Origin of the sequence: Sphingomonas sp. 179-I 2A4 NHS (assembly GCF_045369135.1) — a bacterium.
Classification (GTDB): domain Bacteria; phylum Pseudomonadota; class Alphaproteobacteria; order Sphingomonadales; family Sphingomonadaceae; genus Sphingomonas.
In genome coordinates this window covers 535,666-560,803 of record NZ_JBIQFL010000001.1, presented here as the reverse complement: position 1 = coordinate 560,803, position 25,138 = coordinate 535,666, and the positions used below count along the sequence as shown (strand labels likewise).

Sequence of the window (25,138 nt, the reverse complement as noted above, 5' to 3'; positions counted from 1 at the left end):
GGTGGCATCGCGCGCCCTGCCCGGGCGGCCACCCGCCTCCCAGGCGCCCGCCGCGCCGGCGCCGGGCAAGCCGCTGCTTCATACCAACAACCGCGCGCTGCTGACGGTTGGCATCATGGGTGCGATGATCATGCAGATCCTCGACACCACGATCGCCAATGTCGCATTGCCGCACATGCAGACCAGCCTTGGCGCGACGGTGGACACCGTCACCTGGGTGCTGACGAGCTATATCGTCGCGACCGCGATCGCCCTGCCCGCGACGGGCTGGCTTTCCGACCGGTTCGGCAGCCGCAACCTGTTCCTGATCGCGGTGGGGGGCTTCATCATCGCATCCATGCTGTGCGGCATCGCCACCAGCCTGGAGGAGATGGTGATATTCCGCGTCTTCCAGGGTGTGTTCGCGGCCTTCATCAACCCGCTGTCGCAAACCTCGATGCTGGACATCAACCCGCCTGAGCGCGCCGCCAAGGCGATGGGGGTATGGGGCATGGGCGTGATGGTGGGCCCGATCATGGGGCCGGTGCTGGGCGGCTGGCTGACCGAGAGCTACAACTGGCGCTGGGTGTTCTACGTCAACGTGCCCGTCGGCCTGGCGACCTTTGCGATCCTGTGGTTCCTGCTGCCCAGCCGACCGAAGGCGACGCGATCGTTCGATCTTGCGGGCTTCGTCTACCTCGGCGTCGCGGTGGCCTCGTTCCAGTTGATGCTTGACCGTGGCCAGAGCGAGGATTGGTTCGAAAGCTGGGAAGTGATCATCGAGGGCCTGCTGGCGCTCGCCTTCACCTGGATGGCGATTATCCACTTCATGACGGCCAAGAACCCGCTGTTCGACCGGGCGATCTTCGCCAACCGCAACCTCGTCACCGGCCTGTTCTTCATGCTGGTGGTGGGCATTTCGACCATGGCGCCAATGGCCCTGCTGCCGCCGATGCTGCAGAACCTGTTTGGCTATCCGGTGATCGATACGGGCGTGATGATGGCGCCGCGTGGCGTCGGCGTGCTGGCGACGATGTGGCTCGCCGGGCAGTTGATGGGTCGGGTCGACACGCGGCTGGTGATCATGACGGGGCTGGTGATCTTTGCCGTCTCGCTGCGCCAGATGGCGGGCTATTCGCTGGAGATGGACTTCTGGCCGGTAATCACGGCTGGGTTCGTACAGGGGCTTGGCATGGGGCTCGTCTTCATGCCGCTGAACGCCTTAGCCTTCGCGACGCTCGACAATCGCTATCGCACCGACGGCGCGAGCCTGCTCAACCTGTTCCGCTCGATCGGCCAGTCGGCCGGCATCTCGATGGTGACGGTGCTGCTCGCGCGCAACATTCAGACGAGCCATGCGGACTTGTCACAGCATGTGACGCGCAACGTGATGGCGGGGTTTGATCTTGGCATGCTGGCGCAGCTCGGCACGCTGTCCGACGCGGCGATGTCGATGGCAGATGGCATGGTCAACAAGCAAGCGGCGATGATCGCCTATCTCGACGATTTCTACCTGATGAGCTGGATCTCGTTCGCCGCGGTGCCGCTGGTGCTGCTGCTCCAGAAGCCCAAGGGCAAGGTGGAGGTGGTGCACAGTGAGTAGGCGGTTCGCCTATCGCTGAAGCGCCGCCGCGAGGTCGTCAAGCGGTGCGGCCTCACCCCATTGCGGCACATTATCTGGCAGCGTTACCCAGCGCTGGCGATAAGCGGTGAAGATGTGGGCGCGGCAGTCCAGTTCCTCGGAGCGGTCGAAGGTGCCGGCGCGCACCACCGCGATCCCCGGCCGCCGCGTGTTCGTATTGTAGATGCGCGCGTGGCAGGTGCCGCAGAAACGCTGGTCGAGGTGCGGTCCTCAGTCGTGATCTGGTGGATCACGACCGGGCCCGAGACGGTCAGCAATTCCTCGCGGACCAGCGCCTGGACGCTGAACGCGCTGCCGGAGGCGCGCTGGCAAATGTGGCAGTGACAGGCATAGACTGGCGGCAGCGCATCAAGCGCCAGCTCGTAGCGGCAGGCGCCGCAACGGCAGCCGCCGGTGATCGTCACGCCGCCTTCTTGAGGTGGCGCCGGCCGAGCAGCTCGGCGATCTGCACCGCGTTCAGCGCGGCACCCTTGCGAAGGTTGTCGCTGACGCACCAGAGCGCGATGCCGTTGTCGACGGTGGGATCGTCGCGCACGCGGCTGATATAGGTCGCGAATTCGCCGACGCATTCGATCGGCGTGACATAACCGCCGTCCTCACGCTTATCGACCAGCATGATGCCCGGCGCCTCGCGCAGGATCTTCTGCGCGTCCTCGGCCGACAGCTCATTCTCGAACTCGATGTTGATCGCTTCGGAATGGCCGACGAACACGGGCACGCGCACGCAAGTGGCGGTAACCTTCACCTTTGGATCGAGGATCTTCTTCGTCTCGACCACCATCTTCCATTCTTCCTTGGTCGAACCGTCTTCCAGGAAGCTGTCGATATGCGGGATGACATTGAAGGCGATCTGCTTGGTGAACTTCTTGGGCTCGGCAGGGTCCCCGACGAAGATGTTGCGGCTTTGTTGGAACAACTCGTCCATGCCGTCCTTGCCGGCACCGGACACCGATTGATAGGTGGAGACGACGACGCGCTTGATCGTGGCGGCATCGTGCAGCGGCTTCAGCGCGACCACCATCTGCGCCGTCGAGCAATTCGGGTTCGCGATGATGTTCTTCTTGCGATAGCCGTCGATCGCATCGGCGTTCACTTCCGGCACGATCAGCGGCACGTCCGGATCCATGCGGTAGAGCGACGAATTGTCGATCACGGTGCAGCCGGCGGCGGCGAACTTCGGCGCATAGACCTTGGTCGCCTCACTGCCGATCGCGAACAGCGCGAAATCCCAACCGGTGGGATCGAAATGCTCGATGTTCTGGACCTTCAGCATCCGGCCCGTGTCGCCATATTCGAGCTGTTCGCCAACGGAGCGCGACGAGGCGAGGAGCGCGATCTCGTCGGCGGGAAACTCCCGCTCGGCGAGGATGTTGACCATCTCGCGACCGACATTGCCCGTCGCGCCTGCGACCACTACCCGGTAACCCATCTCACTTCGTCCTTCATCCGATCGCGCGGGCCATACCGCCCCGGTGCGGGGCGTGCCAGCAAGCTTTACTTTCGTCCGCCCCTCACTTCGCGGCTGGCTTCTTCACGTGCCGGTCGAGGAAATCGAGGATCGTCGTCCAGGGATGGATGTCGCGGACCGCGCCATGGGCCTTGCCCGGGTATAGCATCATCTCGAACGGCTTGTTCGCCGCCTGCATCCGGGCGGCGAAGGCGGTCGCATTGTCGAGGAACACATTGTCATCCGCCATGCCGTGCATGAGGAGCAGCGGATCGCTGGTCTTTGCGGCGTCCGGCAGTGCGCTGGAGGCGGCATAAGCGGCCGCATCACGCGTCGGATCGCCCATGTAGCGTTCGGTGTAATGCGTGTCGTAAAGCGCCCAGTCAGTAACCGGCGCGCCGGAAATACCGGCCGCAAAGACGCCCGGATGGGCCTGCAGCATCTTCAGCGTCATATAGCCGCCGTAGGACCAGCCGTAGGTAGCGATGGCGTCCGGATCGACGAACGGCAGCGTCTTCAGATAGGCGGCGCCGGCAAGCTGGTCCTCCACCTCGACCGAGCCCATGGCGTGCCAGATCGCATCCTCGAACGCCTTCCCGCGGTTGGCGGAGCCGCGGTTGTCGATCTGGAAGACGATCCAGCCCTGCTGCACCAGGAACTGCCGCAGCGGCATGTTGCCCGGCCAGTCGCGCGCCACTTCCTGGCTGTGCGGACCGCCGTAGTGCATGAAGAACACCGGATAGCGTCGCCCCTTCTGCAACGGCGGCGTGATCATCTCCCAGTGCAGCGTCGTGCCGTCCGCGGCCTTGATGGTGCCGAACTGGGTGGGGCGATGCGCGGCGCGATACGGCGCATATGGGTGCGCGCCGGACACGGCATTCTCGTTTACCCAGGCAATCCGCTTGCCGGTCGCATCCGCGAGATAGACCTGCCGGGGCTGGGCGGGGTTGGAGCGCGACACGATGAAGCGCGACCCCTGCCCGTCTGCCGCGGCGCTGGCGTGCCACCAGCCCGGCTCCGTCAGCCGCGTGACGTCGCCTGGCCGGGCGAGATCGACCGAATAGAGGTGGCGCTCCAGCACGCCGTCACGGTTGCCGGTGAAGAACAGCCGCCCCGCCTGCTCGTGCACCGCGACGAGCGATTCAACCGACCAGTCGCCCTTCGTCAGCTGGGTCCACTTGCCCGCCTGCCAGCGATAAAGATGGCCGTAGCCGTCGCGTTCGGAGCGCCAGATCAGGCTGCCGTCCTTCAGCGGGCGATAGGCGTCGGTGAGGTTGATCCAGCTCTTTTCGCCGGCGCGCTCGGTGAACATCACCCTGGATGCGCCGGTGGCCGGATCGACGACAAGCATGTCGAGCGTGCGCTGATCACGCGACTGGCGCTGGACCAGCAGCGCCGAGCCGTCCGGTGTCCAGTCGACGCGCGCGAGATAGATGTCGGGATCAGGCCCGAGATCGACCTTCACCTGGCCCGAACCGTCCGGGTTCATGATGAAGAGATCGACCAGCACATTGGGCGTGCCGGCGGCGGGATAGCGCTGCTGATAAATGCTGGTACCGCTGGCGCCGATCGCGGCGCGGGTGAAGGTGCGCACCGGCGCCTCGTCGAAGCGCTCGACCGCGATCCTCTTGTCATCGGGCGACCACCAATAGCCGGTGCGGCGGCCCATTTCCTCCTGCGCGACGAACTCCGCCTCGCCGAAATGAATTGTGCCACCGCCCTCGCGCGTGATCGCCTGCGCCGGGCCGTCGGCGGTGCCGACCCACAGATTCTGATCCCGCACGAAGCTGACATGGCCACCGCGCGGCGAAATCACCGGATTGAGCGCGCCCTTGGTGCCTTCGAGCTTGCGCACCGAGCCATCGAGCGAAGCGACGAACAGCTCGCCGTCGATCGGCACCAGGATCGACTTGCCGTCCGGCGACCAATCATAATCGAGGATGCCGGTCTTGCCCGTCTTGGAGCGATCACGTTCGCGCTGCATCTTCTCGGCTTCGGAAAGCTCGGCGCCGCTGCCGATCTTCTTGGAATCGACCAGCATCCGCCACGTGCCGGTGCGCGTGTCCATCGCCCACAGATCGAAGCGATTGCGCTCGTCCTCGCGCGGGCGGACCGACGTCAATAGCGTGCCATCAGGCGACAGGCGGAGCGCCTGCGGCTGATCGCCGGCGAGATCCGGGCTGGCGAAGACGCGTTGCAGCGTAAGCTTCGCCGGCGCCGGCGAGGGCTCAGCCATTGCCGTTGCCGACCAGATCGCCAGACCCGCCCCGATCGCCGCCATCCATATGCGCATTCACTCTTCCCGGCTGATTGAACGATCCGGTTAGCGGCGCGCGCCGCGGAGCGCAAAGGTCAGCGCTCCATCCTCGGCCCGGAGGGAGGAGCGGCAAGACGCGTGCGTGACTTCCGATACAACAGGCGCTTAGGTGGCGCGATGCTGCGCCGCCTTCGACCGAACAAGGATCTGCACCTGCGCCGCCGCAGCAGCCTGCCGGACTGGGCCAGCCTGGCGTTGCGCGTGGCGCTGGCCTTCGCGCTCGTCAGCATCGCGCTGGGCGGCCACTGGCTCGACCGCGAGGGGCTGCGCGACAATATCGATGGCCATATCAGCTTCAAGGACGTGCTGTATTTCACCATGATCACCGTCACGACGGTGGGTTATGGTGACATCGTGCCGGTGACGGACAGCGCGCGCATGTTCGACACCTTCATCGTCACGCCGATCCGGTTGTTTGTGTGGCTGATCTTCCTGGGGACCGCTTATGACTTCCTGCTCAAGCGCACGTGGCAGCGGTGGCGGATGTCAGTGATCCAGCGACAGCTGACCGGCCATGTCGTGATCGCCGGCTATGGCACCAGCGGCACCGAAGCGCTGCGCGAGCTGATCCGGCGCGGCACCGATCCGGCAACGATCGTGGTGGTCGACCGTGGCACGGAAGCGCTCGAGCATGCGGAGCAATGTGGCGCAGTGGTGCTGGATGGCGATGCAACGCGCGACAAAACGCTCGAAGCGGCGCGAATTGAGCGTGCATCGACCCTGATGGTCTCCGCTGGCCGGGATGACACAACGATCCTGATCGTCCTGACGGCGCGGCGCCTTTCCAAGGACGTGCGGATCAGCGCGGTGATCCGATCGGACGACAACGAAGCACTGGCGCGGCAGGCGGGCGCCGACGTGGTGATCAACCCGGCGAGCTTTGCCGGGCTGTTGCTGGCCGGATCGACCGATGGGCCGCACGTGGCCGACTATCTGAACGATCTTGCCGCGACCCATGGCCGGGTGGCGCTGCGCGAGCGGGATGCAACCGCGGAGGATGTGGGGCGGCCATTGATAGGGCTGTCCACGGGGCTTGGCGTGCGGCTGTTCCGGCGCGGCGCGTGCATCGGCTTCGACCAGCCGGGTGCGCAGCGCGTGGAACTGGGCGATCGGATCGTCGAGATCGTCAAGGGTGACGCGCTGACCTAGAAGGGCACGGATCGTCCATCACGCGCGCGACAGACAAGCGAAAGGCGCCGGCGGTTTCCCGCCGACGCCTTTCCTGAAACCCTTGCGGTTCCGACCGATTACTCGGCGGCTTCGGTCTTCGCCGGGCGGTTGTCGCGGCGCTCGGCGATACGCGCCGACTTACCGGTACGACCACGCAGATAGTACAGCTTCGCACGACGCACGGCGCCCTTGCGGACCACCTCGATCGAATCGATGTTCGGCGAATACAGCGGGAACACTCGCTCCACGCCCTCACCGAAGGAAATCTTGCGGACGGTGAACGACGAGCCCATGCCCTTGTTCGAACGCGCGATGCACACGCCTTCGTAGTTCTGGACGCGGGTACGCTCACCTTCGACCACCTTCACGCCGACCTTCAGCGTATCGCCGGGGCGGAATTCGGGGATCTTCTTGTTCGCGGTCAGCTTCGCGATCTGCTCGGCCTCGAGCTGCTGGATCAGGTTCATCTCAACTCATTCCCGTTCATCGCCGCGCGCCAGAGGGCGGTTGACCCGAGCGCCGACGTGGCGCTCCCACAGGTCCGGCCGCCGTAGCCGTGTATCTTCCTCCGCCCGGCGCTGACGCCAGGCGGCGATCTTCGCATGATCCCCCGATCGCAGCACTTCGGGGATCGTGCGCCCTTCCCATTCAACAGGTCGGGTATAATGCGGATATTCGAGCAGGCCGCTTTCGTGGCTTTCCTCGACCCCACTTGAAGCGGCGCCCATTACGCCGGGAAGCAGCCGAACGCAAGCATCCAGCAGCACCAGCGCAGCCGTCTCGCCGCCGGAGAGGACATAGTCGCCGATCGACACTTCCTCAATGTCGCGGCCCTCGAACAACCGCTCGTCGAACCCCTCGAACCGGCCGCACAGGACGACGGCTCCGGAACCCGCCGCCAATCCCCGAACGCGGGCCTGCGTCAGCGGCTTGCCGCGCGGCGTCATCGCCAGCACCGGCCGCCCCTGCCCCTGCGCGTCCACCGCAGCGGCGAGGATGTCGACGCGAAGCACCATGCCCGCGCCGCCGCCTGCCGGCGTATCGTCCACCGTACGATGGCGGTCAGTGGCGAAATCCCGGATGTTGACGGCGTCGAGCGACCATCGCCCCTCTGCCAAGGCCCGGCCGGCAATGGCAAAGCCGAGCGGCCCGGGAAACATCTCGGGATACAGCGTCAGGACGGTGGCATGGAAAGTCACGGCGCGGCGGTAAAGCTCAATACCTGAAGACTCAACGCCGGCGTCGGTGCACGCTGCACGCGGCCAGCGACCTTGCCGTTCGCGCACTGCCAAATGAAGGCGCCCTCCATGGCAGAAATCGGCGCGATCGCGGCGTCCGTCCGGCAGGCGCCGACCTTCTTCTTGAGATCGGCAACATCCTTGCGCCGACGCGCGAGATCGCGATCGGGCACGACATTGTTAGCGAGCGGCGCGCGCGCCGGATCGCCAGTGCGCCACACCTCGCGCATGATGTCATAGGCGCGAGCAAGATCGGGCGAGACCGGCACGGTTCGATCCGCCAGCCCGGCACTGCGCAGGGCATAGAGCGCCTGCATCACCGGTAGGCTAGGCCCCGCATAGGTGCGGTTCGCAAAGGCGAAGACGCCGACGCCGGCGTCCGGCAGCATCATCACGATTGAGCCATAGCCCGGGTAGCCGCCGGAGTGAGTGACGATCCGCCCGACATCGCAATCGTTCACGACCTGCCAGCCCATGCCGTAGGCGCTCGACACGCGGCACTGCTTGCCGGACGGTCCAGCGCGCTCGGCCGTGTTCACGAAGTTCAGGCCCTCGACGATCTCGCGCACCGTGGCGCGCTTCACCGGGCCCTGATCGGGATCGTCGCGCGCCGGCCAGCCTGACAGCAGGAACGAGACCCAGCGCCAGTAATCATTGGCGCTCGTCTGCACGCCGCCCATCGCGCCAAACGTGCCGTCGGCCATGTCCGGCTCCCGCACCCAGGCATCATCCTGCCAGCGATAACCCAAGGCGCGCTTGTCCTGCGGGCCGTTCAGCACGTCATAGCCGGTCGACTCCATGCCGAGCGGCGCCATGATGTTGGTGCGGATGTAATCCTGGTAGCGCTGGCCGGAAACGTTGCTGATGATCCGGCCGAGCAGTGCATAGCCGAGGTTGGAATATTCCATCTTGAGCCCGGGCGCCTGCGCGAGCGGCACGCCCGCCTTCAGCAGGGCGGTGAACGCGGCCTCCGACAAGGGTTGCTGACGATCGCCCCAGGGATTGTCCTCGACGAAGCCGGCGGTGTGGTGAAGCAGATCCTCGACACGGATGCGACGACTGTCCGCGCTGGGGTACTTCCAGCCACGCATTTCGGGAACGTAGCGCTCCGCCGGGGCGTCGAGCGACAGGCGATCCTCGTCGCGCAGCTTCAGGATGGCGAGAGCGGTGAAGGCCTTGGACATGGAGGCGATGCGGAACAGGCTGTCGGGCGTGACCGGCTGCTTTGTCGTTACGTCCTGCACGCCCAGACCGCGCACGAGCACCAGCTTGCCATCCTTCAACACGCCATAGACGAGGCCGGGGACGTGCGCGTTCCTCATCCAAGCGTCGAAATAGCCGGTGAGTTGCGGCTCCATTGCAGCGATGTCGAGCTGGTCGGGCGCCGGCATCGGTGCGTTCGGCGCCGCCTGCTGCTGAGCAACGGCGGCCGCTGGAGCGGCGAGCAACAGGGCGGCAGATAGAGCGCGGATCATGATCGTCCCCCAAATCCAGTGGCGGAAGCGATACTTTGCGGCGCCTGCCCGTCAACCGCGCTGGAACGCGCGCACCGCGACGACGGCGGTGGGGAGGCCGATCAGCACGCTCGCCATCAGCCCGTAGAACCAGAACATGACGATCGAGAAGATCACCATGCCGAAGCTGCCGCGATGCGCGTCCGGCGCGCGCTGCGCGAATTGCAGCGCGATCAGCAGTGCCGCGATGACCGCCGTGACGATCGGTACCGACGCGGCAGAAAGCAGGATCTGCCCGAGGGTGGACGTTGCGAGGCCCCGGACGACGACGAGCCTTGCGGCCCCCACCGTTACCGCCGCGATCACCAGCGCGCTCACGATCAACCAGCCCATCGGCGCCTCCCTTTCCAGTGGGAACCACCTTCGGCTTGAAACGCTCCGGACGCCATGCACGACTGCGTCATTATTGGCGGGGGCCCGGCGGGGCTGACGGCCGCCATCTATCTCGCCCGCTTCCACCTTGACATCGCATTGTTCGACAATGGATCGAGCCGCGCCGCGTTGATCCCTTGCACGCACAATCATGCGGGGTTTCCGGGCGGGATCAGCGGCAAGGAGTTGCTGGCGCGGATGAGCGAACAGGCCGCCTCGTTCGGTGTGCGCACCCATCGCACCGATGTCACCGCGATCGAGCCGGACGGCGAAAATTTCATCATTCGCACCTCCGACATGCAGGTCGACGCGCGCACCGTGCTACTCGCCACGGGCGTGGTGAATAACCGGCCGAAGATGGACGATGCGCTGCACCACCGGGCGCTCGCCGACGGCCTGCTGCGCTATTGCCCGATCTGCGACGGCTATGAAGTCACCGACAAGAAGGTGGGCGTGATCGGCACTGGCGGGCATGGCATGCGCGAAGCGCTGTTCCTCAGAGGGTATTCGCGCGACGTGACCCTGATCGCCCCGGATGCCGAACATATGCTGGACGACGAATGTGCCGCGGCGCTTGATGCGGCCGGCATCGCGCGGATCGACGGGCCATGCGGCGGTTATGCGATCGAGGAAGGACGGCTCGCGCTCGATACCGCGGAAGGGCGCGTGGCGTTCGACAGCATTTATCCGGCGTTGGGATCGAAGGTGCGGTCAGATCTGGCGCTGGCCGCCGGGGCGCGGGGAACGGACGACGGGTGCATCGTGACGGACGAGCACCAGCGCACCACCCTGCCCGGCCTCTATGCCGCGGGCGACGTGGTGCGGGGGTTGGACCAGATCAGCCACGCCATGGGCCAAGCGGGCGTTGCCGCGACGACGATCCGCAATGAACTGAGCGAGCGCCGCCCGCTGCGACGCTGAATAGAAATAAGGGCGGCGGCTATTCCGCCGCGAAGGCCGTAGCAATGACGAGTTTCTCGCCATCCCACTCGGGCACCGCTTGCTTGGTCATCGGAACCATGAAGCGCTTGCCGGTCGGGCGCTCGATCTCGACCACATCGCTGGCGCCGAAATTCTCCACGGCCACCACCTCGCCCAGTGGCTCACCCTCGGTGGACACCGCGGGGAGGCCGATGAGGTCGGCGTGGTAATATTCGCCCTCCTCCAGCGGAGGAAGGGCCGATCGCGGGACCGAAAGCTCGGTGCCGCGCAGCGCCTCGGCCGCGGTGCGATCGGACACTTCGGCAAAGCGCGCGATGTTGCCCCGGAGCGACTTCAGCGTCAGCGCCCCGTCGTTGAACGAGGCATGGGCCGCCACGTCCTCAGCGAAGAGCTTCAGCTTCACTTCCCCGCCGATGCCGTGCGCGCCGGTGATCGCGGCGAGCACGACGCGCGGCTCACCCGCCGGGGGATCCTTCCTCGGCAGGGGGGGTGTCATCGCCGCCTTCGGCCGGCTCGGTGCTCGAGACGCCTTCGTTGCTGGCGAGGTCTTGATCGTCATCGGCGGCAGTCCGCGGATCGGGATCGTTGGTCATGGCACGCTCCTTTCGAACAAAGGAACGCGCCATGATCCGATCGGATGCTTATTCGGTTGCCGCTTCGACTTCAGCCGCCATCACTGCTTCGGTCTCAGCCTGCGAAGCCTCCTCGGCTGCCTTCAGCTTCTCGGCACGCTCCTCGGCGCGCTCCTTGGCCTTCTCGCCCGGCTCGGCCTTCTTCGGGTTGTTGCGGGCTGCACGCTCGCGAACGCCGGCGAGATCGAGGAAGCGGGCGACGCGGTCGGTCGGCTGCGCGCCGTTGCTCAGCCAGTGCTTCGCACGCTCGGCATCAAGCACCACGCGCTTCTCGTCATCCTTGGCGAGCAGCGGGTTGTAGTTGCCGATCTTCTCGATGAACTTGCCGTCGCGCGGGCTGCGGGCGTCCGCGACGACGATGCGGTAGTACGGACGCTTCTTCGAGCCGCCACGCGACAGGCGAATGCTGAGTGCCATTGTAGTCTCTTCCTTCTAGATATCGGTAAAACGTTACTTCTTGAACTTCGGAAATCCGGGCGGGAGCGCTCCGCCGCCCCCGCCAATGCCCGGCAGGCCAGGAAGCCCGCCGCCGGCCTTGCCGAGCATGTCGCCAAGCTCCGGCCCGCCGAGCGCGTTGCCCAGCCCGGCCATGCCGCCGCCAGGACCGCCCTTGCCCAGCATCGAGAGCATGCCCTTGATGCCGCCCATCTTGCGGATCTTCTTCATCGCAGTGGACATTTCCTGGTGCATCTTCAGCAGCTTGTTCACGTCCTGAACGGTCGTGCCGCTGCCCTTGGCGATACGGATCTTGCGCTTGGCGTTGATCAGTTCGGGCTTCACACGCTCCTTGGGCGTCATGGAGGTGATCATGGCGTCCATGCGCAGCAGGATTCGCTCGTCGACCGCGCCGTTAGCCATCGCCGCCTGCGCCTTCTTCATACCCGGGATCATGCCGGCGAGCGCGCCAAGGCCGCCCATGCGCCGCATCTGCGCCAGCTGCCCGCGCAGGTCGTTCATGTCGAACTGGCCCTTGGCGAGCTTCGCCGCCATGCGCTCGGCGTCTTCCTGCTGGATCGACTCCGCCGCCTTCTCGACGAGGCTGACGACGTCACCCATGCCGAGGATACGGCCGGCGACACGCTCGGCATGGAACGCCTCGAGCGCATCCATCTTTTCGCCGACGCCGGCGAACTTGATCGGCTTGCCCGTGACGGCGCGCATCGACAGCGCCGCGCCGCCGCGCGCATCGCCGTCCATCCGGGTCAGCACGACGCCGGTGAGCGGCACCTGCGCCGAGAAGCTCTGCGCGACGTTGACGGCGTCCTGGCCGGTCAGCGAATCGACGACGAGCAGGATTTCCTGCGGCGAGGCGATTTCGGCCACCGCCTTCATTTCGTCCATCAACGCCTGGTCGACGTGGAGACGACCGGCGGTGTCGAGCATCAGGACATCGAAGCCCTGCAGCTTCGCCGCCTGAAGCGCGCGGCGGGCGATATCGACCGGCTGCTGCCCCGGCACGATCGGCAGCGTCTGCACTTCGATCTGCTGGCCGAGGGTAGCGAGCTGTTCCTGCGCAGCCGGGCGATTGACGTCGAGCGACGCCATCAGTACCTTCTTGCGATCGCGGCCGCCCTGGCCGCCCGACAGGCGCTTGGCGATCTTCGCGGTCGTGGTGGTCTTGCCCGAGCCCTGCAGGCCGACCATCATCACCACCGCGGGAGGCGTGACATCGATCTTCAGTTCGGCCGCTTGGGGATCGTCGCCGCCGAGCATCGCAACGAGGGCGTCGTTGACGATCTTGACCACCTGCTGGCCAGGCGTGACCGAACGAAGCACGTTCTGGCCGATCGCCTTCTCGGTCGCCTCGTCGACGAACTGGCGCGCGACCGGCAGCGCAACGTCAGCCTCGAGCAGCGCGACGCGGACTTCGCGCATCGCCTGACGCACGTCCGCCTCCGTCAGCGCGCCGCGGCCGCGCAGACGGTCGAACACGCCACCAAGACGATCGCTCAGGCTGTCGAACATCGCGTCAAAACTCCTTCATCCGGCCCCAAACGCAAAAGCGCCGGCGGGCGAAACCTCGCCGGCCAGCGTGCACCACATGGGCGCTTGTCTTCAGCGTTCAACAACGGAACGTGAGCGGCCAGTAGCGGGGAATGCCGCGGAAGGCAAGTTTACGGCCGTTAACTCCTTCTACACCGATGGCCTCCAGAATGTGTCGGCTATGGAGGACGAACGGCATGGTGGAGCAGGCGCGACGCGCCGCTGACAAACGCGCCGGGAACGGCAGCGCGGCAGGGATCGTCACTGCCGCGGCCGTCGCGCTGTTCGTCATACTCGCCGGAATGGTGGCGAGCACCCTTCTGCGCCAGTCCTTCGGCTCCCCCGAGGAGCTCGACCGCACCATCGTCATCGCCCTGTTGCTGAACGTCGCGCTGATCCTGATCGGCTGGCGGCGGCATCGCCAGCTGGCGAAGACTGTGGGGGATCACGTCGCCGCCTCCGAGCGTGTGCGCGTCCTCTCGAACTGCGATCCGCTGACCGGCTTCCTCAATCGCCGCAGCCTGGTGGAAGAAGCCGCGACCATGCTGCATGACGCAGGCCGCCGCGGCCGCGCCGTCGCGCTGCTGATGCTGGACCTCGACCGGTTCAAGACGGTCAACGATCTTCACGGCCATTCCGCTGGCGACGCGCTGCTCGCCCGGGTGGCGAGCGAGATCACCGGCATCCTGCCGAGCGGGGCGCTAACCGCGCGGCTGGGCGGCGACGAATTCGCCTGCGCATTCATCTTCGATCCGCGTGACCCATCGGTGGTACAGCGAATCGCCGAACAACTCGTCAGCCGGCTTGCCCTGCCGATCGAGATCGACGGGCAGCAGCTTCACGTCTCGGCCTCGATCGGCATTGCGCGTTCCGATGTTGAGCGTGGTTCGATCGACGCACTGATGCGCGCCGCCGATATCGCCATGTATGCGGCGAAGGACGGTGGGCGGAACCGACTCGCCTGGTTCGATCCCGCCATGGCGCGTGCGCTTCATGCCCGGAACGAGCTGGAAACGGGGCTGCGCCACGCCATCCCGTCTGGTCATATCGTGCCCTATTTCGAGCAGCAGATCGATCTGGAGACCGGCCGGCTGTGCGGCTTCGAGGTGCTGGCGCGCTGGGAGCATCCCGTGCACGGGACAATCCTGCCCGACCGCTTCATCCCGATCGCGGAGCAGAGCGGCCTGATTGCCGACCTGTCGATGATGGTGATGCGCCAGGCCTTCCTGGCGGCCCGCGATTGGGACCCGGCGCTGACGCTGTCCGTCAACATCTCGCCTTATCAATTGCGCGACGCCTGGCTGCCGCAGAAGATCATCAAGCTGCTGCTGGAGACCGGATTCCTGGCGCACCGGCTCGAGATCGAGGTGACCGAAAGCGCGCTATTCGAGAATCTGTCGCTGGCGCAGACGATCGTGGGCAGCCTGAAGAACCAGGGCATCCGCATCGCGCTGGATGATTTCGGCACCGGCTATTCCAGCCTCGCGCACCTGCGCGCCCTGCCGTTCGACCGGATCAAGATCGACAAGAGCTTCGTGCAGGCGATCGCGGACAATCCCGACAGTGCGGCCATCGTTGGCGCGATCGCCAGCCTTGGCACGAGCCTGAATCTGCCGGTGACGGCGGAAGGCATCGAAGACGCCGAGATCGAGGCACGCGTGCGCACCATCGGCTGCGCGCGTGGCCAGGGCTATCTCTATGGCCGGCCAATGAGTGGGGCCAACACCCGCCGATTGCTGGCCGAGCGCCGGATGCTGGCCACTGGCGCTGGGCCGACCGACGAGCGCCGGCTGGCGAGCTGATCGCCGCGCTGCGCGTCAGGCGCGGGGCGGCTGCCGACGATAGCTGAGCGCTTCGGCGATATGGATGCGCCCGACCTCCTGCGCACCCGCCATGTCGGCGATCGTCCGCGCGACCCGCAAGATCCTGGTATAGGCGCGCGCCGACAGCCGCATCGCCTCCGCCGCCTGCGCCAGCAGCGCGCGGCCCGCCTCGTCCGGCATGCAATGCGCCTCCAGAACGTCTCCCTCAGCTTCCGCATTGGTCCGGATCGGGTGATCGGCGTAACGCGCTGCCTGCACGTTGCGTGTTGACGCGACGCGCGCTGCGACTTCCGCCGAGCCTTCAGCAGGAGCCGGCAGCATCAAGTCCGCAGCACTAACCGCCTGAACCTCGACGTGCAGATCGATCCGGTCGAGCAGCGGGCCGGAGACCTTTGCTTGATAGTCCGCCGCGCACTTCGGTGCCCGGGCGCAGGCGAGGCTCGCATCCCCGAGATAGCCGCAGCGGCACGGATTCATCGCCGCGACCAACTGGACGCGCGCGGGGAATGTGACGTGCGCATTGGCACGCGCGACGCTGACCGTGCCCGATTCGAGCGGCTGGCGCAGCGAATCGAGGACGGCGCGCTGGAACTCGGGAAGCTCGTCGAGGAACAGGACGCCAAGATGCGCCAGGCTGACCTCGCCTGGCTTCACCTTGAGACCGCCGCCGGTCAGCGCCGCCATCGAGGCGGAATGATGCGGCGCCCGGAACGGCCGGGTGCGCGTAAGGCGGCCACCCTCCAGCGTGCCGGCGACCGACTGCACCATCGAGACTTCGAGCGCCTCGGCGGCATCGAGCGGCGGAAGTATGCCCGGAAGGCAGGACGCCATCAGCGATTTGCCGGCACCCGGCGGGCCGACCATCAACAAATTGTGCCCGCCCGACGCCGCAATCTCCAGCGCACGCTTTGCCGTCTCCTGCCCGCGTACCTGCCGCAGATCCGGGCCCGAGCCCGCCGCGATCACGTCGCCAGCAATGGGTGCGGAAAGTAGGCCATGTCCCTTGAGATGATTAATTAGCGAGAGAAGATCGGGGGCGGCCACCACCTCGATTGATCCGCTCCACGCAGCCTCCGGACCTTGGGCGGCAGGGCAGATCAGGCCCTTGCCCGTCTCGGCGGCATGGAGCGCGGCGAGCAGGACCCCAGGCGAGGGCGCGAGCCGACCATCCAGTGTCAGTTCGCCGACGATCACGTACTCCGCGAGCGTCTCGGCATCGACGACGCCCATCGCGGCGAGCAGGCCGATGGCGATCGGCAGATCGAAGTGCGATCCCTCCTTCGGCAGATCCGCCGGCGACAGGTTCACCGCTATCCGCTTTGGGGGCAAGGCGAGGCCCATTGCCGCGATGGCGCCGCGCACCCGTTCCCGGCTTTCTCCAACTGCCTTGTCGGCGAGCCCAACGAGGTTGAACGCCGGCAAGCCGGGAATGAGCTGCACCTGAACCTCGACGCCGCGCGCCTCCAGCCCGAGATACGCCACCGTCGAGACGATCGCCGCCATCTATCTCCCCCGTTCCCCTCCCGTTCATACCCGCTTTGCGACGGCTGCAAACCACTCATCGAGCGTCTTGTCATTGCAACACACCGGAGCCACATCGCCGCCATGCGTGACCGCCATCCCGTTTCGCGACTCATCCAGCTGGTGCTTGGCTTCCTGCTGTGGATCGGCGCTGCCGCGGTGGCACCCCTGCCCGGCCCCGGCGGCGTTTTCCTGTTCGCTGGCGGGATGATCCTGATCCTGCGCAATTCGCGTTGGGCGCAGGTGCGCTGGGCCCGCCTCAAGCGGCGCTGGCCACGTGTCGGCAATCTGGTCGACCGGACGATGCGTCGGCGAAGCGCGCTGCGGCGCCGCGCGCGCGATCGCGTCCTTGGCTCTCGTTGACTTGGAGCCGGTCTTCACCTATGCGCCGCACCATTCGGGCCGTCCTGCGTGGCGGCCTTGTTGTTTTTCAGATTCGGGAATGAACGATGAAGCGGACCTTTCAGCCGAGCAACCTGGTGCGGGCTCGTCGTCACGGCTTCCGTGCGCGCATGGCGACGGTGGGCGGCCGGGCAGTGATCCGGGCGCGTCGCGCACGCGGCCGCAAGAAGCTGTCGGCATAATTCAGACGCTTACCCGCCGCCGGGACTTCCTGGCGGCAAACGCGGGGCGCCGTGCGCCGATGCCGGGCTTCGTGCTGCTGGTGCGCCCCCGCGAGGACGGTGATCCGACGATGCGAGTCGGCTTCACGGTCACCAAGAAAATCGGCAATGCCGTGGTCCGCAACCGGATGAAGCGCCGGTTGCGGTCGCTTGCGCGTGAGCTGCTGCCGACGCAGGGCATTGCCGGCGCGGACCACGTACTGATCGGACGCAACGGCGGGATCGAGCGCGACTTCGACAGCTTGCGGCGCGAGCTGGGCAAGGCGCTGGGCAAGGTTGCCCGGCAGGCGAGCCAGTGATCGCCCGGCTGCTCATCCTGCTGGCACGCGGCTGGCAACTCGGCCCCTCGCTGATCCTGCCGCCAACGTGCCGCTATCAGCCAAGCTGTTCCGCCTATGCAATCGAGGCCCTTCGCCGCTATGGAGCCGTGCGCGGCAGCTGGCTGGCGATGAAGCGGATCGCGCGCTGCGGTCCATGGGGTGGGCACGGCTATGATCCGGTGCCGTAAAGGATTTTGGCGCACGTGAATAAAGAGAATCAGAACTTTGTGTTGTTCGCGGTCATTGCCGCGCTCATCCTGTTCGGCTGGCCGGTCCTGCAGAACAAGTTCTTCCCCACCGCCAATCCGCCCGTCACAAAGATCGAGGACGGCAAGACCAAGGTCGTCACGCAAAAGTCGGCTGATCCGACGGCTGACGGGCCTGCCGCGATCCGTGACCGCAACCTCGTCCTGCGCGAAACGCCGCGCGTGATGATCGACACGCCGACGATGCGCGGCTCGATCAACCTCAAGGGCGCGCGGATCGATGATCTGGTGCTCAAGAATTACAAGGAAACGATCGCCAAGAACTCGCCGCCGATCCGCCTGCTGTCACCAGCCGGCGCGCCCGAGGCCTATTTCGCCGGCTTCGGCTGGCGTGACGACGGATTGTCGCCGCCCAGTGCCGATACGGTGTGGACCGCATCGTCTAACCTCCTCGCGCCGGGCAAGCCGGTCACGCTGACGGCGACCAACGGTCGTGGGCAGCGCTTCGCGATCGAGCTGTCGGTCGACGACGGCTATATGTTCGGCATCAAGCAGACGGTGGCGAACGGTGGAACCGGTGCAGTGCCGGTTGCTGCCTATGGCCTCGTCAATCGCACTGGCGTCTCCAAGGATCCGGACAGCTGGACGATCCATGTCGGGCCGATGTCGGTGCACAACGACAAGGCCGACTACGACGTCGACTACAAGGACCTGACCGAAGGGCCGCAGCGGTTCGCGACCACCGGGGGCTGGCTTGGCTTCACCGACAAATACTGGCTGACCGCGCTGATCCCGGATCAGGCGCGGCCGTTCGACGGGCAGTTCCGCGAAGGCGCGAACAAGGCGTACCAGGGCGACTATACCAGCAACGCCCAGCTGCTGCAGCCCGGCCGACAAATCACGCAGACGAGCCGCTTCTTCGCTGGCGCCAAGGAAGTGCGCCTGCTCGATCGCTATACCGACAAGGAAGGCGTGACCCGCCTGGACTATGCGATTGACTGGGGCTGGTTCCGCATCGTCGAGAAACCGATCTTCTATTATCTCGACTGGCTGTTCCGCATGGTCGGCAATTTCGGCGTCGCGATCATCCTGCTGACGCTGACGATCCGCCTGCTGATGTTCCCGATCGCGCAGCGCCAATTCGCGTCGATGGCGAACATGCGTGCCGTGCAGCCGAAGATGAAGGCGATCCAGGAGCGCTTCAAGGACGACAAGCCGCGGATGCAGCAGGAGATCATGGCGCTGTACAAGGCGGAGAAGGTGAACCCGCTTGCCGGCTGCGCCCCCACCCTGCTGCAGATCCCGATCTTCTATGCGCTGTACAAGGTGCTGATGCTGACGATCGAAATGCGGCACCAGCCGTTCATCCTGTGGATCAAGGACCTGTCTGCGCCCGATCCGCTGACGCCGGTGAACCTCTTCGGCCTGCTCGCCTTCACGCCGCCGGCGTTCCTGGCGATCGGCGTGGTTCCGATCCTGCTTGGCATCAGCATGTACTTCCAGTTCAAGCTGAACCCGGCACCGATGGATGACACGCAGAAGCAGGTCTTCGCGCTGATGCCATGGGTGCTGATGTTCGTGATGGCGCCGTTCGCGGTGGGCCTTCAGGTCTACTGGATCACGTCGAACGTCCTGACGATCCTGCAGCAGAAGCTGCTCTACGCCCGGCATCCCGGCCTGAAGGAAGCACCCGCGAAATGAACCGCCAACCTCCCCTCCATGGGGAGGGGCCCCAGCCCGCCGCTGGCACACAAGCGGCGCCGGAAACGGCGTCGCCCGAGGCCCCCTTCACCGAACTGGACAGTGGCCCTGACGAGGCCGAGATCGAGGCGGCACGCAAGATCTTCGCCGGGCCGATCACCTTCCTGAAATCGGCGCCAGCGCTGCAGTTCCTGCCCGATCCGTCGGTGCCGGAGGTGGCGTTTGCCGGCCGTTCGAACGTCGGCAAGTCGTCGCTCATCAACGCACTGACCGGGCGCAAGACGCTGGCGCGCACCTCGGTGACGCCGGGGCGAACGCAGGAGCTGAACTTCTTCGATGTGGGCGAGCCGATGCTGTTCCGCCTCGTCGACATGCCCGGCTACGGCTTTGCCAAAGCGCCAAAGGACGTGGTCAAGAAGTGGCGCTTCCTCGTTAACGACTTCCTGCGCGGGCGGCAGGTGCTGAAGCGTGCGCTGGTGCTGATCGATGCGCGGCACGGCATCAAGGATGTCGATCGCGAGATCCTCGACATGCTCGACAAGGCAGCGGTCAGCTATCGCATGGTGCTGACCAAGGCCGACAAGATCAAGGCGACAGAGCTGGATGAGGTAACGGCGCGCACCATCGCGGAAGCGCGTAAGCGGCCCGCGGCGCATCCGGAGATCATCGCCACCTCGTCCGAGAAGGGCATGGGGATTGCCGAGCTTCGCGCGGCCGTGATCGAGGCGATCGGCTGACGCTTTCCCGGCGCGCCTAGTTGCGCCTGCCGACGGCCGCCTATACGCCGGCAGCCATGAAGCTCATCATCGGCAACAAGGCCTATTCGTCCTGGTCGCTGCGCGGCTGGCTCGCGTGCAAGCAATCAGGCCGGCCGTTCGAGGAAGTCGTCGTACCGCTGTACGACCAGGATTGGGACAAGCGGCGCGAGGGCGATGAGTTCGCCCCCTCTTCGGGCAAGGTGCCGATCCTGTGGGACGGCGATGCGGTGGTGTGGGATAGCCTCGCAATCGTCGAGTATCTCGCCGACAAGGTGGGCCGGGCGCGCTTCTGGCCCGAAGACGAGGCGGCGCGTGCCATGGCCCGATCGATGGCGGCGGAGATGCACGCAAGCTTCGCAGCGCTGCGCCGCGAGCACAGCATGAACATTCGCCAGATCTACCCCCCGGTACCGCCCTCCCCGGCCGTCCTCGCCGATCTGACGCGGATGATGGAATTGTGGGCGCAGGCACGGGCGCGCTTCGGCGGCGACGGCGACTTCCTGTTCGGAGAGTTCGGCGCGGTGGACATCATGTTCGCGCCGGTGTGCACGCGGATCATCACCTATTCGCTGCCGGTCGCGCGCTTTGCCGGCCCGTATATCGAGGCGGTGCTGACCCATCCGTTCATGCAGGACTGGATCGCCGGCGCTCAGGAAGAGGAATGGGTGATCGAGCAATTCGAGCGCCCGACGCCGACCCCAACCGCCCCGTGACCGACGTCCTGGCGCTGGCGCAGGCGCTGATCGCCGCCGAGAGCGTGACCCCGGCGCGCGGCGCGGTGTTCGATGTGCTGGAGGCGGCGCTGCTGCCGATCGGCTTCGAGGTGGAGCGGTTCGTCGCCGGCGAGGCGCCCGACGGACCGGTTGAGAATCTGCTTGCGGTGCGCGGTGAAGGCGGCACGCACTTCGCCTTCGCTGGCCATGTCGACGTGGTGCCACCGGGAAGCGGCTGGACGAGCGACGCCTTCGAGCCTGAAGTGCGCGACGGCCTTCTCTTCGGGCGCGGCGCGGTGGACATGAAAGGCGCGATCGCGGCCTTCGTCGCCGCCGCGGCGCTGGTGACGGATGGGGGCACGACCAGCCTGATCATCACCGGTGACGAGGAAGGGCCGGCAACGTTCGGCACTCGCGCGCTGATCGACCGGATGGCTGCGCGGAACATCCGGCCGGACATGTGCCTGGTCGGTGAGCCAACGTCCGCGGCTAGGCTTGGGGACATGATCAAGATCGGGCGCCGCGGCTCGGTCAACATCTGGATCTACGTGCCGGGGCGGCAGGGGCATGTCGCCTATCCGCACTTGGCCGACAACCCGATCCCGCGCCTCGTCGCCGCGCTGGCTGAGATCGACGGCATCGTGCTTGATGAGGGAACTGACTGGTTCCAGCCGTCGAACATCGAGGTGACTGACATCACCGTCGGAAACCCGGCGACAAATGTCATCCCCGCGCTCGCCTCGGCACGGTTATCGATCCGCTTCAACGATCTTCACCGTGGCGCAGACCTGGCGCGGCGGATTGAGGAGGTGGTGCTTCGCTACGCGCCGGGGGCGCGTGTGGAGGCGAAGGTATCAGGCGAGGCGTTTCTTACCGCGCCGGGCGCACTCTCCACGATCGTGGCTGAGGCGATCGAGGCGCGGACCGGGATCGTCACGGAGCTTTCGACCAGCGGCGGCACGTCGGACGCACGCTTCCTGTCCGCCGTCTGCCCGGTGGTCGAGTTCGGACTGCTGAACGCCACCATGCACAAGCTGGACGAGGCGGTGGCTGTCGAGGATCTTCGACTGCTGACCGGCATCTACGCCGACATCCTGCGCCGGGCGCTGGCCCCGGCCGTCTAGGTTCCGCGCGGACGGCGCAGCACGATATAGAGAGCGCCCGCGCCCCCGTGCCGCGGATGCGCGCCGCGCACCGCTGCGATCGCGCTGGCGTGGCGTGACGCAGCCAGCCAGTCCCCGATCGCCGCGCGGATCGCGCCGCGCGCATGCGGGCGCTCGCTTTCCGGGCGCGGCGGCTTTCCCGTGACGAGCAGGATCACGCGATCACCCCGTGCAATCGCGCGGCCGAGCGCCGCATCTAGGAGGTCATGCGCGGAGTGGAGCGTATGGCCATGCAGATCTATCGTCACGTCGGGAGAGACCATCCCGCGCGACAGGCGCTTGTCCCAACCGCCGTCGAGCGTCACGCCCGGTTGGGGCCGCTTCGGAAGCTCGACCCGCGGCGGCGCCGGCGGAGGCGCTGCCTTCGTGCGCGCGACCGGCTGGCGCTCAGCGGGCTTTGCGGGGACCGGTTTCGCGACCGCTGGCGCGCTTGCGGCGCGAAGCGGCCGCACGGTCGCCATCACGCGCGCCCATAACGCCGCCTCGTCAGGGGCGAGGCTGCGCGACACCGAGCCGGCTCAGCGTGCCGACCGGCACCAGCACGAACGCCGTGCCGCGCGCGCTCATCCCGCCGGCGATCGCCCGCGCATCCTCGCCCGCACCCCAGAACGTGTCGAAGCGATTGGTGCCCTTGATCGCGCCGCCGGTATCCTGCGCCACCCACAAGCCGGTTGCGTCAGTGCGATCCATCGACAGGAACACCGGCGCGCCGAGCGGCACGAAGCGCACGTCGGCCGCCACGGTCGACTGGGCGGACACCGGCAGCCCCATGGCGCCCAGCGGCGGCCCATCGAGCAGGCGGAAGAAAACGAAACTCTTATTCTCGCGCATGATCGCGCGGCCCTGCTCCGGGTTCGCGTGCAGCCAGGCGACGATGCCCTGCATGCTCGACTGACCCGGCCCAAGCAGTCCGCGATCGCGCATCAGCTTGCCGATGCCGGTATAGTCCCGCCCGTTCTGTGTTTCGTAGCCGATCCGCAGCACCTCGCCGTCGGGGAGGCGCACAAGCCCCGAACCCTGCACCTGGAGGAAAAACAGCTCCACGGGATCCACGGCGTAGGCGAGGATCTTTGCCTTGCCGCGAAGCGCGCCTTCCTCGATGGCGGTACGATCATAGTACGGCACGAAGTTCGTGCCCTCCACCCGGCCGCGGATCTTCTTGCCCTTCAGACTGTCCGAGAAGAGGCCGAGGTCGACATCGACCAAGTCGCTCGGACGCCCATAGATCGGGGCATAGCCGCTGCGATGCTCACGCGAGCCAGCGATTTCCGGGATGTAATAGCCGGTGGCGAAAGCCTTGCCGTCGCCGACCTGCACCGTTTCGAAGAAGCGCGCGAAGAAGCGCTGAGGATCGCCGGATGCGCCCGCGGCGGCGTCACAGGCTGGCTTCCAGTCAGTGCCGCGCGTGAGCCCAGTCGGATCGGTCCTGCGGATCAGCGAGGGACAGCTGATGCGAAAAGCCGCCAGCGCGCCGGCAGCCGATTCGCGGGTGATCGGCAGGCTGGCGATTGGTGGGCCCGCGACAAGCCCTGCGCTGACCGCGGTCGTCGCCGTCGCCGATGTCATAGCGGGCACAGGCGTGATCGGGGTGGCCGGGGCCGGCTGACGCACCGGACCTTGAGGCCGCGGCTGCGATGGCACCTTGGACGGCGCCGGACCGGACCCGGGCGATGGCGGGACGACCCCGCCGACACATGCCGATAGCGCCAGCGCGGCGGCCAGCGCGGCTCCCCCCCGAAACGCCATCACGCTTCGTCGGTATCCACCAGCTTCCAGTTCGGATCGGCGCTGCGCAGCGTCCGCGCAAAGGTCCACACGTCATGCGTTTCGACCGCATCGCTCGTCGACCCGGCAATAACATTGCCCTCAGCATCGCGCGTCACGGCAGCGATGACCGCATCGAAGCGGACGGTGATCCGCGCATCCTTGCCGTTGAGCGAGGCCGAGGTGATCATCGCGCGCTCGATCGACACAAGTCGATTGTCGAGCACATGGCCCGAGGCATTACGCGCCGCGATCGCATCACCAAAGGCGCGGCTGACATCCGACGATACCAAGTCGCGCAGCGTTTCCTCGTCGCCCTTCCAGAAGGCCTCGAGGATCATGCGATAAGCCGCCTGCGCGCCATCCACGAAGCGTGCGACGTCGAACCCGGACTCGGCAGAGACGATCGCGCGAATGCCTGGCTCGGCGTCGCTTTCGAACGGCTTCACCGCCGGTTCGCGATTTTCCCGCACCGGCTCGACGGCACGCGGGAGCGCCGCGGGGGCGACACGCTCCTCCGCGGGCTTGATCAATGGCTGCTCATGCCCCGTACGCTTGCCCAGCACCGAATAGAGCCGAAGCGCGAGGAACGCGGCAACCATCGCGAGCAGGATAATGTAAAACACCCGGCCTCCGATACGCTGAAGTCCTAACATAGGCGGCAACGCATCATGTTTCAAATGGGTGCGACCGTTGAAACGCCCCGCCCCCCCTGCTAGGCGCCGCCGCCATGCGCGCGAGAGCAAGGCGCGCCCTTCTTTCAAGGATTCGACGAGATGGACGAGCAGGATCTTGGCGCCGGCAACGGCACGACGCCGCAGCCCAATGGCGAAGACACGTCGCCGGCAGTCGGGCTGATCTCGCAATATGTGAAGGACCTGTCCTTCGAGAATCCGCGCGCGCCGTCGGTCTATCAGGATCAGCAGGGCCCGGAGATTAACGTCCAGTTCGACATCGCCGCCAATCAGGTGGCAGAAGACGCGCACGAAGTGACGCTGAAGATCGAAGTCCGCGCCGAGACGCAGGGCCGCGTCACGTTCCTCGTCGAACTTTCCTATGCCGGCCTGTTCGGCGTGCGCAACGTGCCCCTCGATGCGCTGCAGCCGTTCCTGCTCGGCGAAGCGCCGCGCCTGCTGTTCCCGTTCGCGCGCCGCGTCATCGCCGATACGATCCGCGACGGCGGCTTCCCGCCGCTGCTGCTGGAGCCGATCGACTTCAACGCGCTGTACATGCAGCAGAATGAGCAGCGTGACGCGCAGCTTCAGGCCGGGAACTTCGGCCAGGCCTGAGACCGGATCATGGGCCGGGGT

Annotated in this window: 29 protein-coding genes and 1 pseudogene; 14 read left to right on the top strand and 16 right to left on the bottom strand. The window is 66.4% G+C overall.

The window, feature by feature from the left end; translation table 11 throughout:
- Position 1 precedes the first annotated feature (1 nt).
- Positions 2 to 1,582 carry a DHA2 family efflux MFS transporter permease subunit gene (locus ACH0CP_RS02520; protein WP_294443119.1) on the top strand — a complete coding sequence of 527 codons (1,581 nt, stop codon included), beginning with the start codon at positions 2 to 4 and terminating at the stop codon, positions 1,580 to 1,582.
- Between the two features lie 9 nt (positions 1,583 to 1,591).
- On the opposite strand, the gene ACH0CP_RS02515 is transcribed toward ACH0CP_RS02520, so the two are convergent.
- Entirely contained in the window at positions 1,592 to 1,786 is a 195-nt protein-coding gene (locus ACH0CP_RS02515) for a hypothetical protein (protein ID WP_294443159.1), read from the bottom strand.
- A gap of 6 nt (positions 1,787 to 1,792) precedes the next feature.
- On the opposite strand from ACH0CP_RS02515, the gene ACH0CP_RS02510 reads away from it, so the two are divergent.
- Positions 1,793 to 1,945, top strand: a complete 153-nt coding sequence (locus ACH0CP_RS02510) for a hypothetical protein (RefSeq protein WP_294443118.1) — start codon at positions 1,793 to 1,795, stop codon at positions 1,943 to 1,945.
- Here ACH0CP_RS02510 and ACH0CP_RS02505 read toward each other — a convergent pair.
- From ACH0CP_RS02505 to ACH0CP_RS02495, 3 genes and pseudogenes are all read right to left on the bottom strand, one after another.
- Positions 1,891 to 2,025, bottom strand: a pseudogene (locus ACH0CP_RS02505) (GFA family protein); the annotation flags it as partial. The gene ACH0CP_RS02510 and the pseudogene ACH0CP_RS02505 overlap by 55 nt on opposite strands.
- Complete coding sequence (locus tag ACH0CP_RS02500) at positions 2,022 to 3,050, bottom strand: aspartate-semialdehyde dehydrogenase (RefSeq protein WP_294443117.1); 1,029 nt, start codon at positions 3,048 to 3,050, stop codon at positions 2,022 to 2,024. The gene ACH0CP_RS02500 and the pseudogene ACH0CP_RS02505, both read right to left, overlap by 4 nt.
- A gap of 82 nt (positions 3,051 to 3,132) precedes the next feature.
- Positions 3,133 to 5,361, bottom strand: coding sequence for a DPP IV N-terminal domain-containing protein (locus tag ACH0CP_RS02495; protein WP_294443115.1), 2,229 nt, complete (start codon positions 5,359 to 5,361; stop codon positions 3,133 to 3,135).
- Positions 5,362 to 5,502: 141 nt separating this feature from the next.
- Here ACH0CP_RS02495 and ACH0CP_RS02490 point away from each other — a divergent pair, with 141 nt between their 5' ends.
- A complete protein-coding gene (locus tag ACH0CP_RS02490) occupies positions 5,503 to 6,534 on the top strand; it encodes a TrkA family potassium uptake protein (RefSeq protein WP_294443114.1) in 1,032 nt (343 codons plus the stop codon).
- A 98-nt stretch (positions 6,535 to 6,632) separates the two neighbouring features.
- On the opposite strand, the gene rplS is transcribed toward ACH0CP_RS02490, so the two are convergent.
- Genes rplS through ACH0CP_RS02470 form a run of 4 tightly spaced genes read right to left on the bottom strand, consistent with a single transcriptional unit; the run spans position 6,633 to position 9,640 of the window.
- Positions 6,633 to 7,022 carry a 50S ribosomal protein L19 gene (rplS, locus tag ACH0CP_RS02485; RefSeq protein ID WP_294443113.1) on the bottom strand — a complete coding sequence of 130 codons (390 nt, stop codon included), beginning with the start codon at positions 7,020 to 7,022 and terminating at the stop codon, positions 6,633 to 6,635.
- Between the two features lie 6 nt (positions 7,023 to 7,028).
- Positions 7,029 to 7,754, bottom strand: coding sequence for a tRNA (guanosine(37)-N1)-methyltransferase TrmD (gene trmD, locus ACH0CP_RS02480; protein ID WP_294443111.1), 726 nt, complete (start codon positions 7,752 to 7,754; stop codon positions 7,029 to 7,031).
- Positions 7,751 to 9,268 carry a serine hydrolase gene (locus tag ACH0CP_RS02475; RefSeq protein WP_294443110.1) on the bottom strand — a complete coding sequence of 506 codons (1,518 nt, stop codon included), beginning with the start codon at positions 9,266 to 9,268 and terminating at the stop codon, positions 7,751 to 7,753. The genes trmD and ACH0CP_RS02475 overlap by 4 nt, the downstream gene beginning before the upstream one ends.
- A 51-nt stretch (positions 9,269 to 9,319) precedes the next feature.
- Positions 9,320 to 9,640, bottom strand: coding sequence for a hypothetical protein (locus ACH0CP_RS02470; protein WP_294443109.1), 321 nt, complete (start codon positions 9,638 to 9,640; stop codon positions 9,320 to 9,322).
- A 54-nt stretch (positions 9,641 to 9,694) separates the two neighbouring features.
- Between ACH0CP_RS02470 and ACH0CP_RS02465 the strand changes: the two genes are divergently transcribed.
- On the top strand, positions 9,695 to 10,600 hold the full coding sequence (locus ACH0CP_RS02465; RefSeq protein WP_294443108.1) for an NAD(P)/FAD-dependent oxidoreductase: 906 nt from the start codon (positions 9,695 to 9,697) through the stop codon (positions 10,598 to 10,600).
- Between the two features lie 19 nt (positions 10,601 to 10,619).
- Here the strand turns inward: ACH0CP_RS02465 and rimM are convergent, their stop codons facing one another.
- From rimM to ffh, 4 genes are read right to left on the bottom strand one after another with little or no spacing between them, the layout of a single operon-like run.
- Positions 10,620 to 11,117, bottom strand: a complete 498-nt coding sequence (rimM, locus tag ACH0CP_RS02460) for a ribosome maturation factor RimM (RefSeq protein WP_294443107.1) — start codon at positions 11,115 to 11,117, stop codon at positions 10,620 to 10,622.
- Positions 11,077 to 11,214 carry a hypothetical protein gene (locus ACH0CP_RS02455; protein WP_294443106.1) on the bottom strand — a complete coding sequence of 46 codons (138 nt, stop codon included), beginning with the start codon at positions 11,212 to 11,214 and terminating at the stop codon, positions 11,077 to 11,079. Before ACH0CP_RS02455 ends, rimM begins: the two co-directional genes overlap by 41 nt.
- 48 nt (positions 11,215 to 11,262) lie before the next feature.
- Complete coding sequence (gene rpsP, locus ACH0CP_RS02450; RefSeq protein WP_406875376.1) at positions 11,263 to 11,670, bottom strand: 30S ribosomal protein S16; 408 nt, start codon at positions 11,668 to 11,670, stop codon at positions 11,263 to 11,265.
- Positions 11,671 to 11,703: 33 nt separating this feature from the next.
- Complete coding sequence (gene ffh / locus ACH0CP_RS02445) at positions 11,704 to 13,218, bottom strand: signal recognition particle protein (protein ID WP_294442013.1); 1,515 nt, start codon at positions 13,216 to 13,218, stop codon at positions 11,704 to 11,706.
- A 215-nt stretch (positions 13,219 to 13,433) separates the two neighbouring features.
- Between ffh and ACH0CP_RS02440 the strand changes: the two genes are divergently transcribed.
- On the top strand, positions 13,434 to 15,038 hold the full coding sequence (locus tag ACH0CP_RS02440; RefSeq protein WP_294442012.1) for a bifunctional diguanylate cyclase/phosphodiesterase: 1,605 nt from the start codon (positions 13,434 to 13,436) through the stop codon (positions 15,036 to 15,038).
- Positions 15,039 to 15,053: 15 nt separating this feature from the next.
- Here ACH0CP_RS02440 and ACH0CP_RS02435 read toward each other — a convergent pair whose 3' ends face one another.
- A complete protein-coding gene (locus tag ACH0CP_RS02435) occupies positions 15,054 to 16,562 on the bottom strand; it encodes a YifB family Mg chelatase-like AAA ATPase (protein ID WP_294442011.1) in 1,509 nt (502 codons plus the stop codon).
- A gap of 102 nt (positions 16,563 to 16,664) precedes the next feature.
- Here ACH0CP_RS02435 and ACH0CP_RS02430 point away from each other — a divergent pair, with 102 nt between their 5' ends.
- From ACH0CP_RS02430 to dapE, 8 genes are all read left to right on the top strand, one after another.
- Positions 16,665 to 16,943, top strand: a complete 279-nt coding sequence (locus tag ACH0CP_RS02430; RefSeq protein ID WP_294442010.1) for a hypothetical protein — start codon at positions 16,665 to 16,667, stop codon at positions 16,941 to 16,943.
- Positions 16,944 to 17,029: 86 nt separating this feature from the next.
- Entirely contained in the window at positions 17,030 to 17,164 is a 135-nt protein-coding gene (gene rpmH / locus ACH0CP_RS02425; protein WP_028056723.1) for a 50S ribosomal protein L34, read from the top strand.
- A gap of 59 nt (positions 17,165 to 17,223) precedes the next feature.
- The gene (gene rnpA / locus ACH0CP_RS02420; protein WP_406875377.1) at positions 17,224 to 17,502 is read left to right on the top strand and encodes a ribonuclease P protein component; all 279 of its coding nucleotides are present in this window, start codon (positions 17,224 to 17,226) and stop codon (positions 17,500 to 17,502) included.
- Complete coding sequence (gene yidD / locus ACH0CP_RS02415) at positions 17,499 to 17,711, top strand: membrane protein insertion efficiency factor YidD (protein WP_294442009.1); 213 nt, start codon at positions 17,499 to 17,501, stop codon at positions 17,709 to 17,711. The genes rnpA and yidD overlap by 4 nt, the downstream gene beginning before the upstream one ends.
- A 15-nt stretch (positions 17,712 to 17,726) precedes the next feature.
- Positions 17,727 to 19,430: a membrane protein insertase YidC gene (yidC, locus tag ACH0CP_RS02410; protein ID WP_294442008.1), complete on the top strand. Its 1,704-nt coding sequence runs from the start codon at positions 17,727 to 17,729 to the stop codon at positions 19,428 to 19,430.
- A complete protein-coding gene (yihA, locus tag ACH0CP_RS02405) occupies positions 19,427 to 20,167 on the top strand; it encodes a ribosome biogenesis GTP-binding protein YihA/YsxC (protein ID WP_406875378.1) in 741 nt (246 codons plus the stop codon). Before yidC ends, yihA begins: the two co-directional genes overlap by 4 nt.
- A gap of 56 nt (positions 20,168 to 20,223) precedes the next feature.
- Positions 20,224 to 20,901 (top strand): glutathione S-transferase family protein, encoded by a 678-nt coding sequence (locus ACH0CP_RS02400; RefSeq protein WP_294442007.1) that lies wholly within the window; start codon positions 20,224 to 20,226, stop codon positions 20,899 to 20,901.
- Positions 20,850 to 22,025, top strand: coding sequence for a succinyl-diaminopimelate desuccinylase (gene dapE, locus ACH0CP_RS02395; RefSeq protein WP_406875379.1), 1,176 nt, complete (start codon positions 20,850 to 20,852; stop codon positions 22,023 to 22,025). Before ACH0CP_RS02400 ends, dapE begins: the two co-directional genes overlap by 52 nt.
- On the opposite strand, the gene ACH0CP_RS02390 is transcribed toward dapE, so the two are convergent.
- The 3 genes from ACH0CP_RS02390 to ACH0CP_RS02380 are packed head-to-tail and all read right to left on the bottom strand — an operon-like array spanning position 22,022 to position 24,454.
- Positions 22,022 to 22,525: a Smr/MutS family protein gene (locus ACH0CP_RS02390; protein ID WP_294442016.1), complete on the bottom strand. Its 504-nt coding sequence runs from the start codon at positions 22,523 to 22,525 to the stop codon at positions 22,022 to 22,024. The two genes, dapE and ACH0CP_RS02390, sit on opposite strands and share 4 nt — an antisense overlap.
- Before the next feature lie 25 nt (positions 22,526 to 22,550).
- Positions 22,551 to 23,810, bottom strand: a complete 1,260-nt coding sequence (locus ACH0CP_RS02385; RefSeq protein ID WP_294442005.1) for a murein transglycosylase A — start codon at positions 23,808 to 23,810, stop codon at positions 22,551 to 22,553.
- Positions 23,810 to 24,454, bottom strand: a complete 645-nt coding sequence (locus ACH0CP_RS02380) for a Tim44/TimA family putative adaptor protein (RefSeq protein WP_294442004.1) — start codon at positions 24,452 to 24,454, stop codon at positions 23,810 to 23,812. Before ACH0CP_RS02380 ends, ACH0CP_RS02385 begins: the two co-directional genes overlap by 1 nt.
- 150 nt (positions 24,455 to 24,604) lie before the next feature.
- Here ACH0CP_RS02380 and secB point away from each other — a divergent pair, with 150 nt between their 5' ends.
- Positions 24,605 to 25,117 carry a protein-export chaperone SecB gene (gene secB / locus ACH0CP_RS02375; RefSeq protein ID WP_294442003.1) on the top strand — a complete coding sequence of 171 codons (513 nt, stop codon included), beginning with the start codon at positions 24,605 to 24,607 and terminating at the stop codon, positions 25,115 to 25,117.
- Positions 25,118 to 25,138 lie beyond the last annotated feature (21 nt).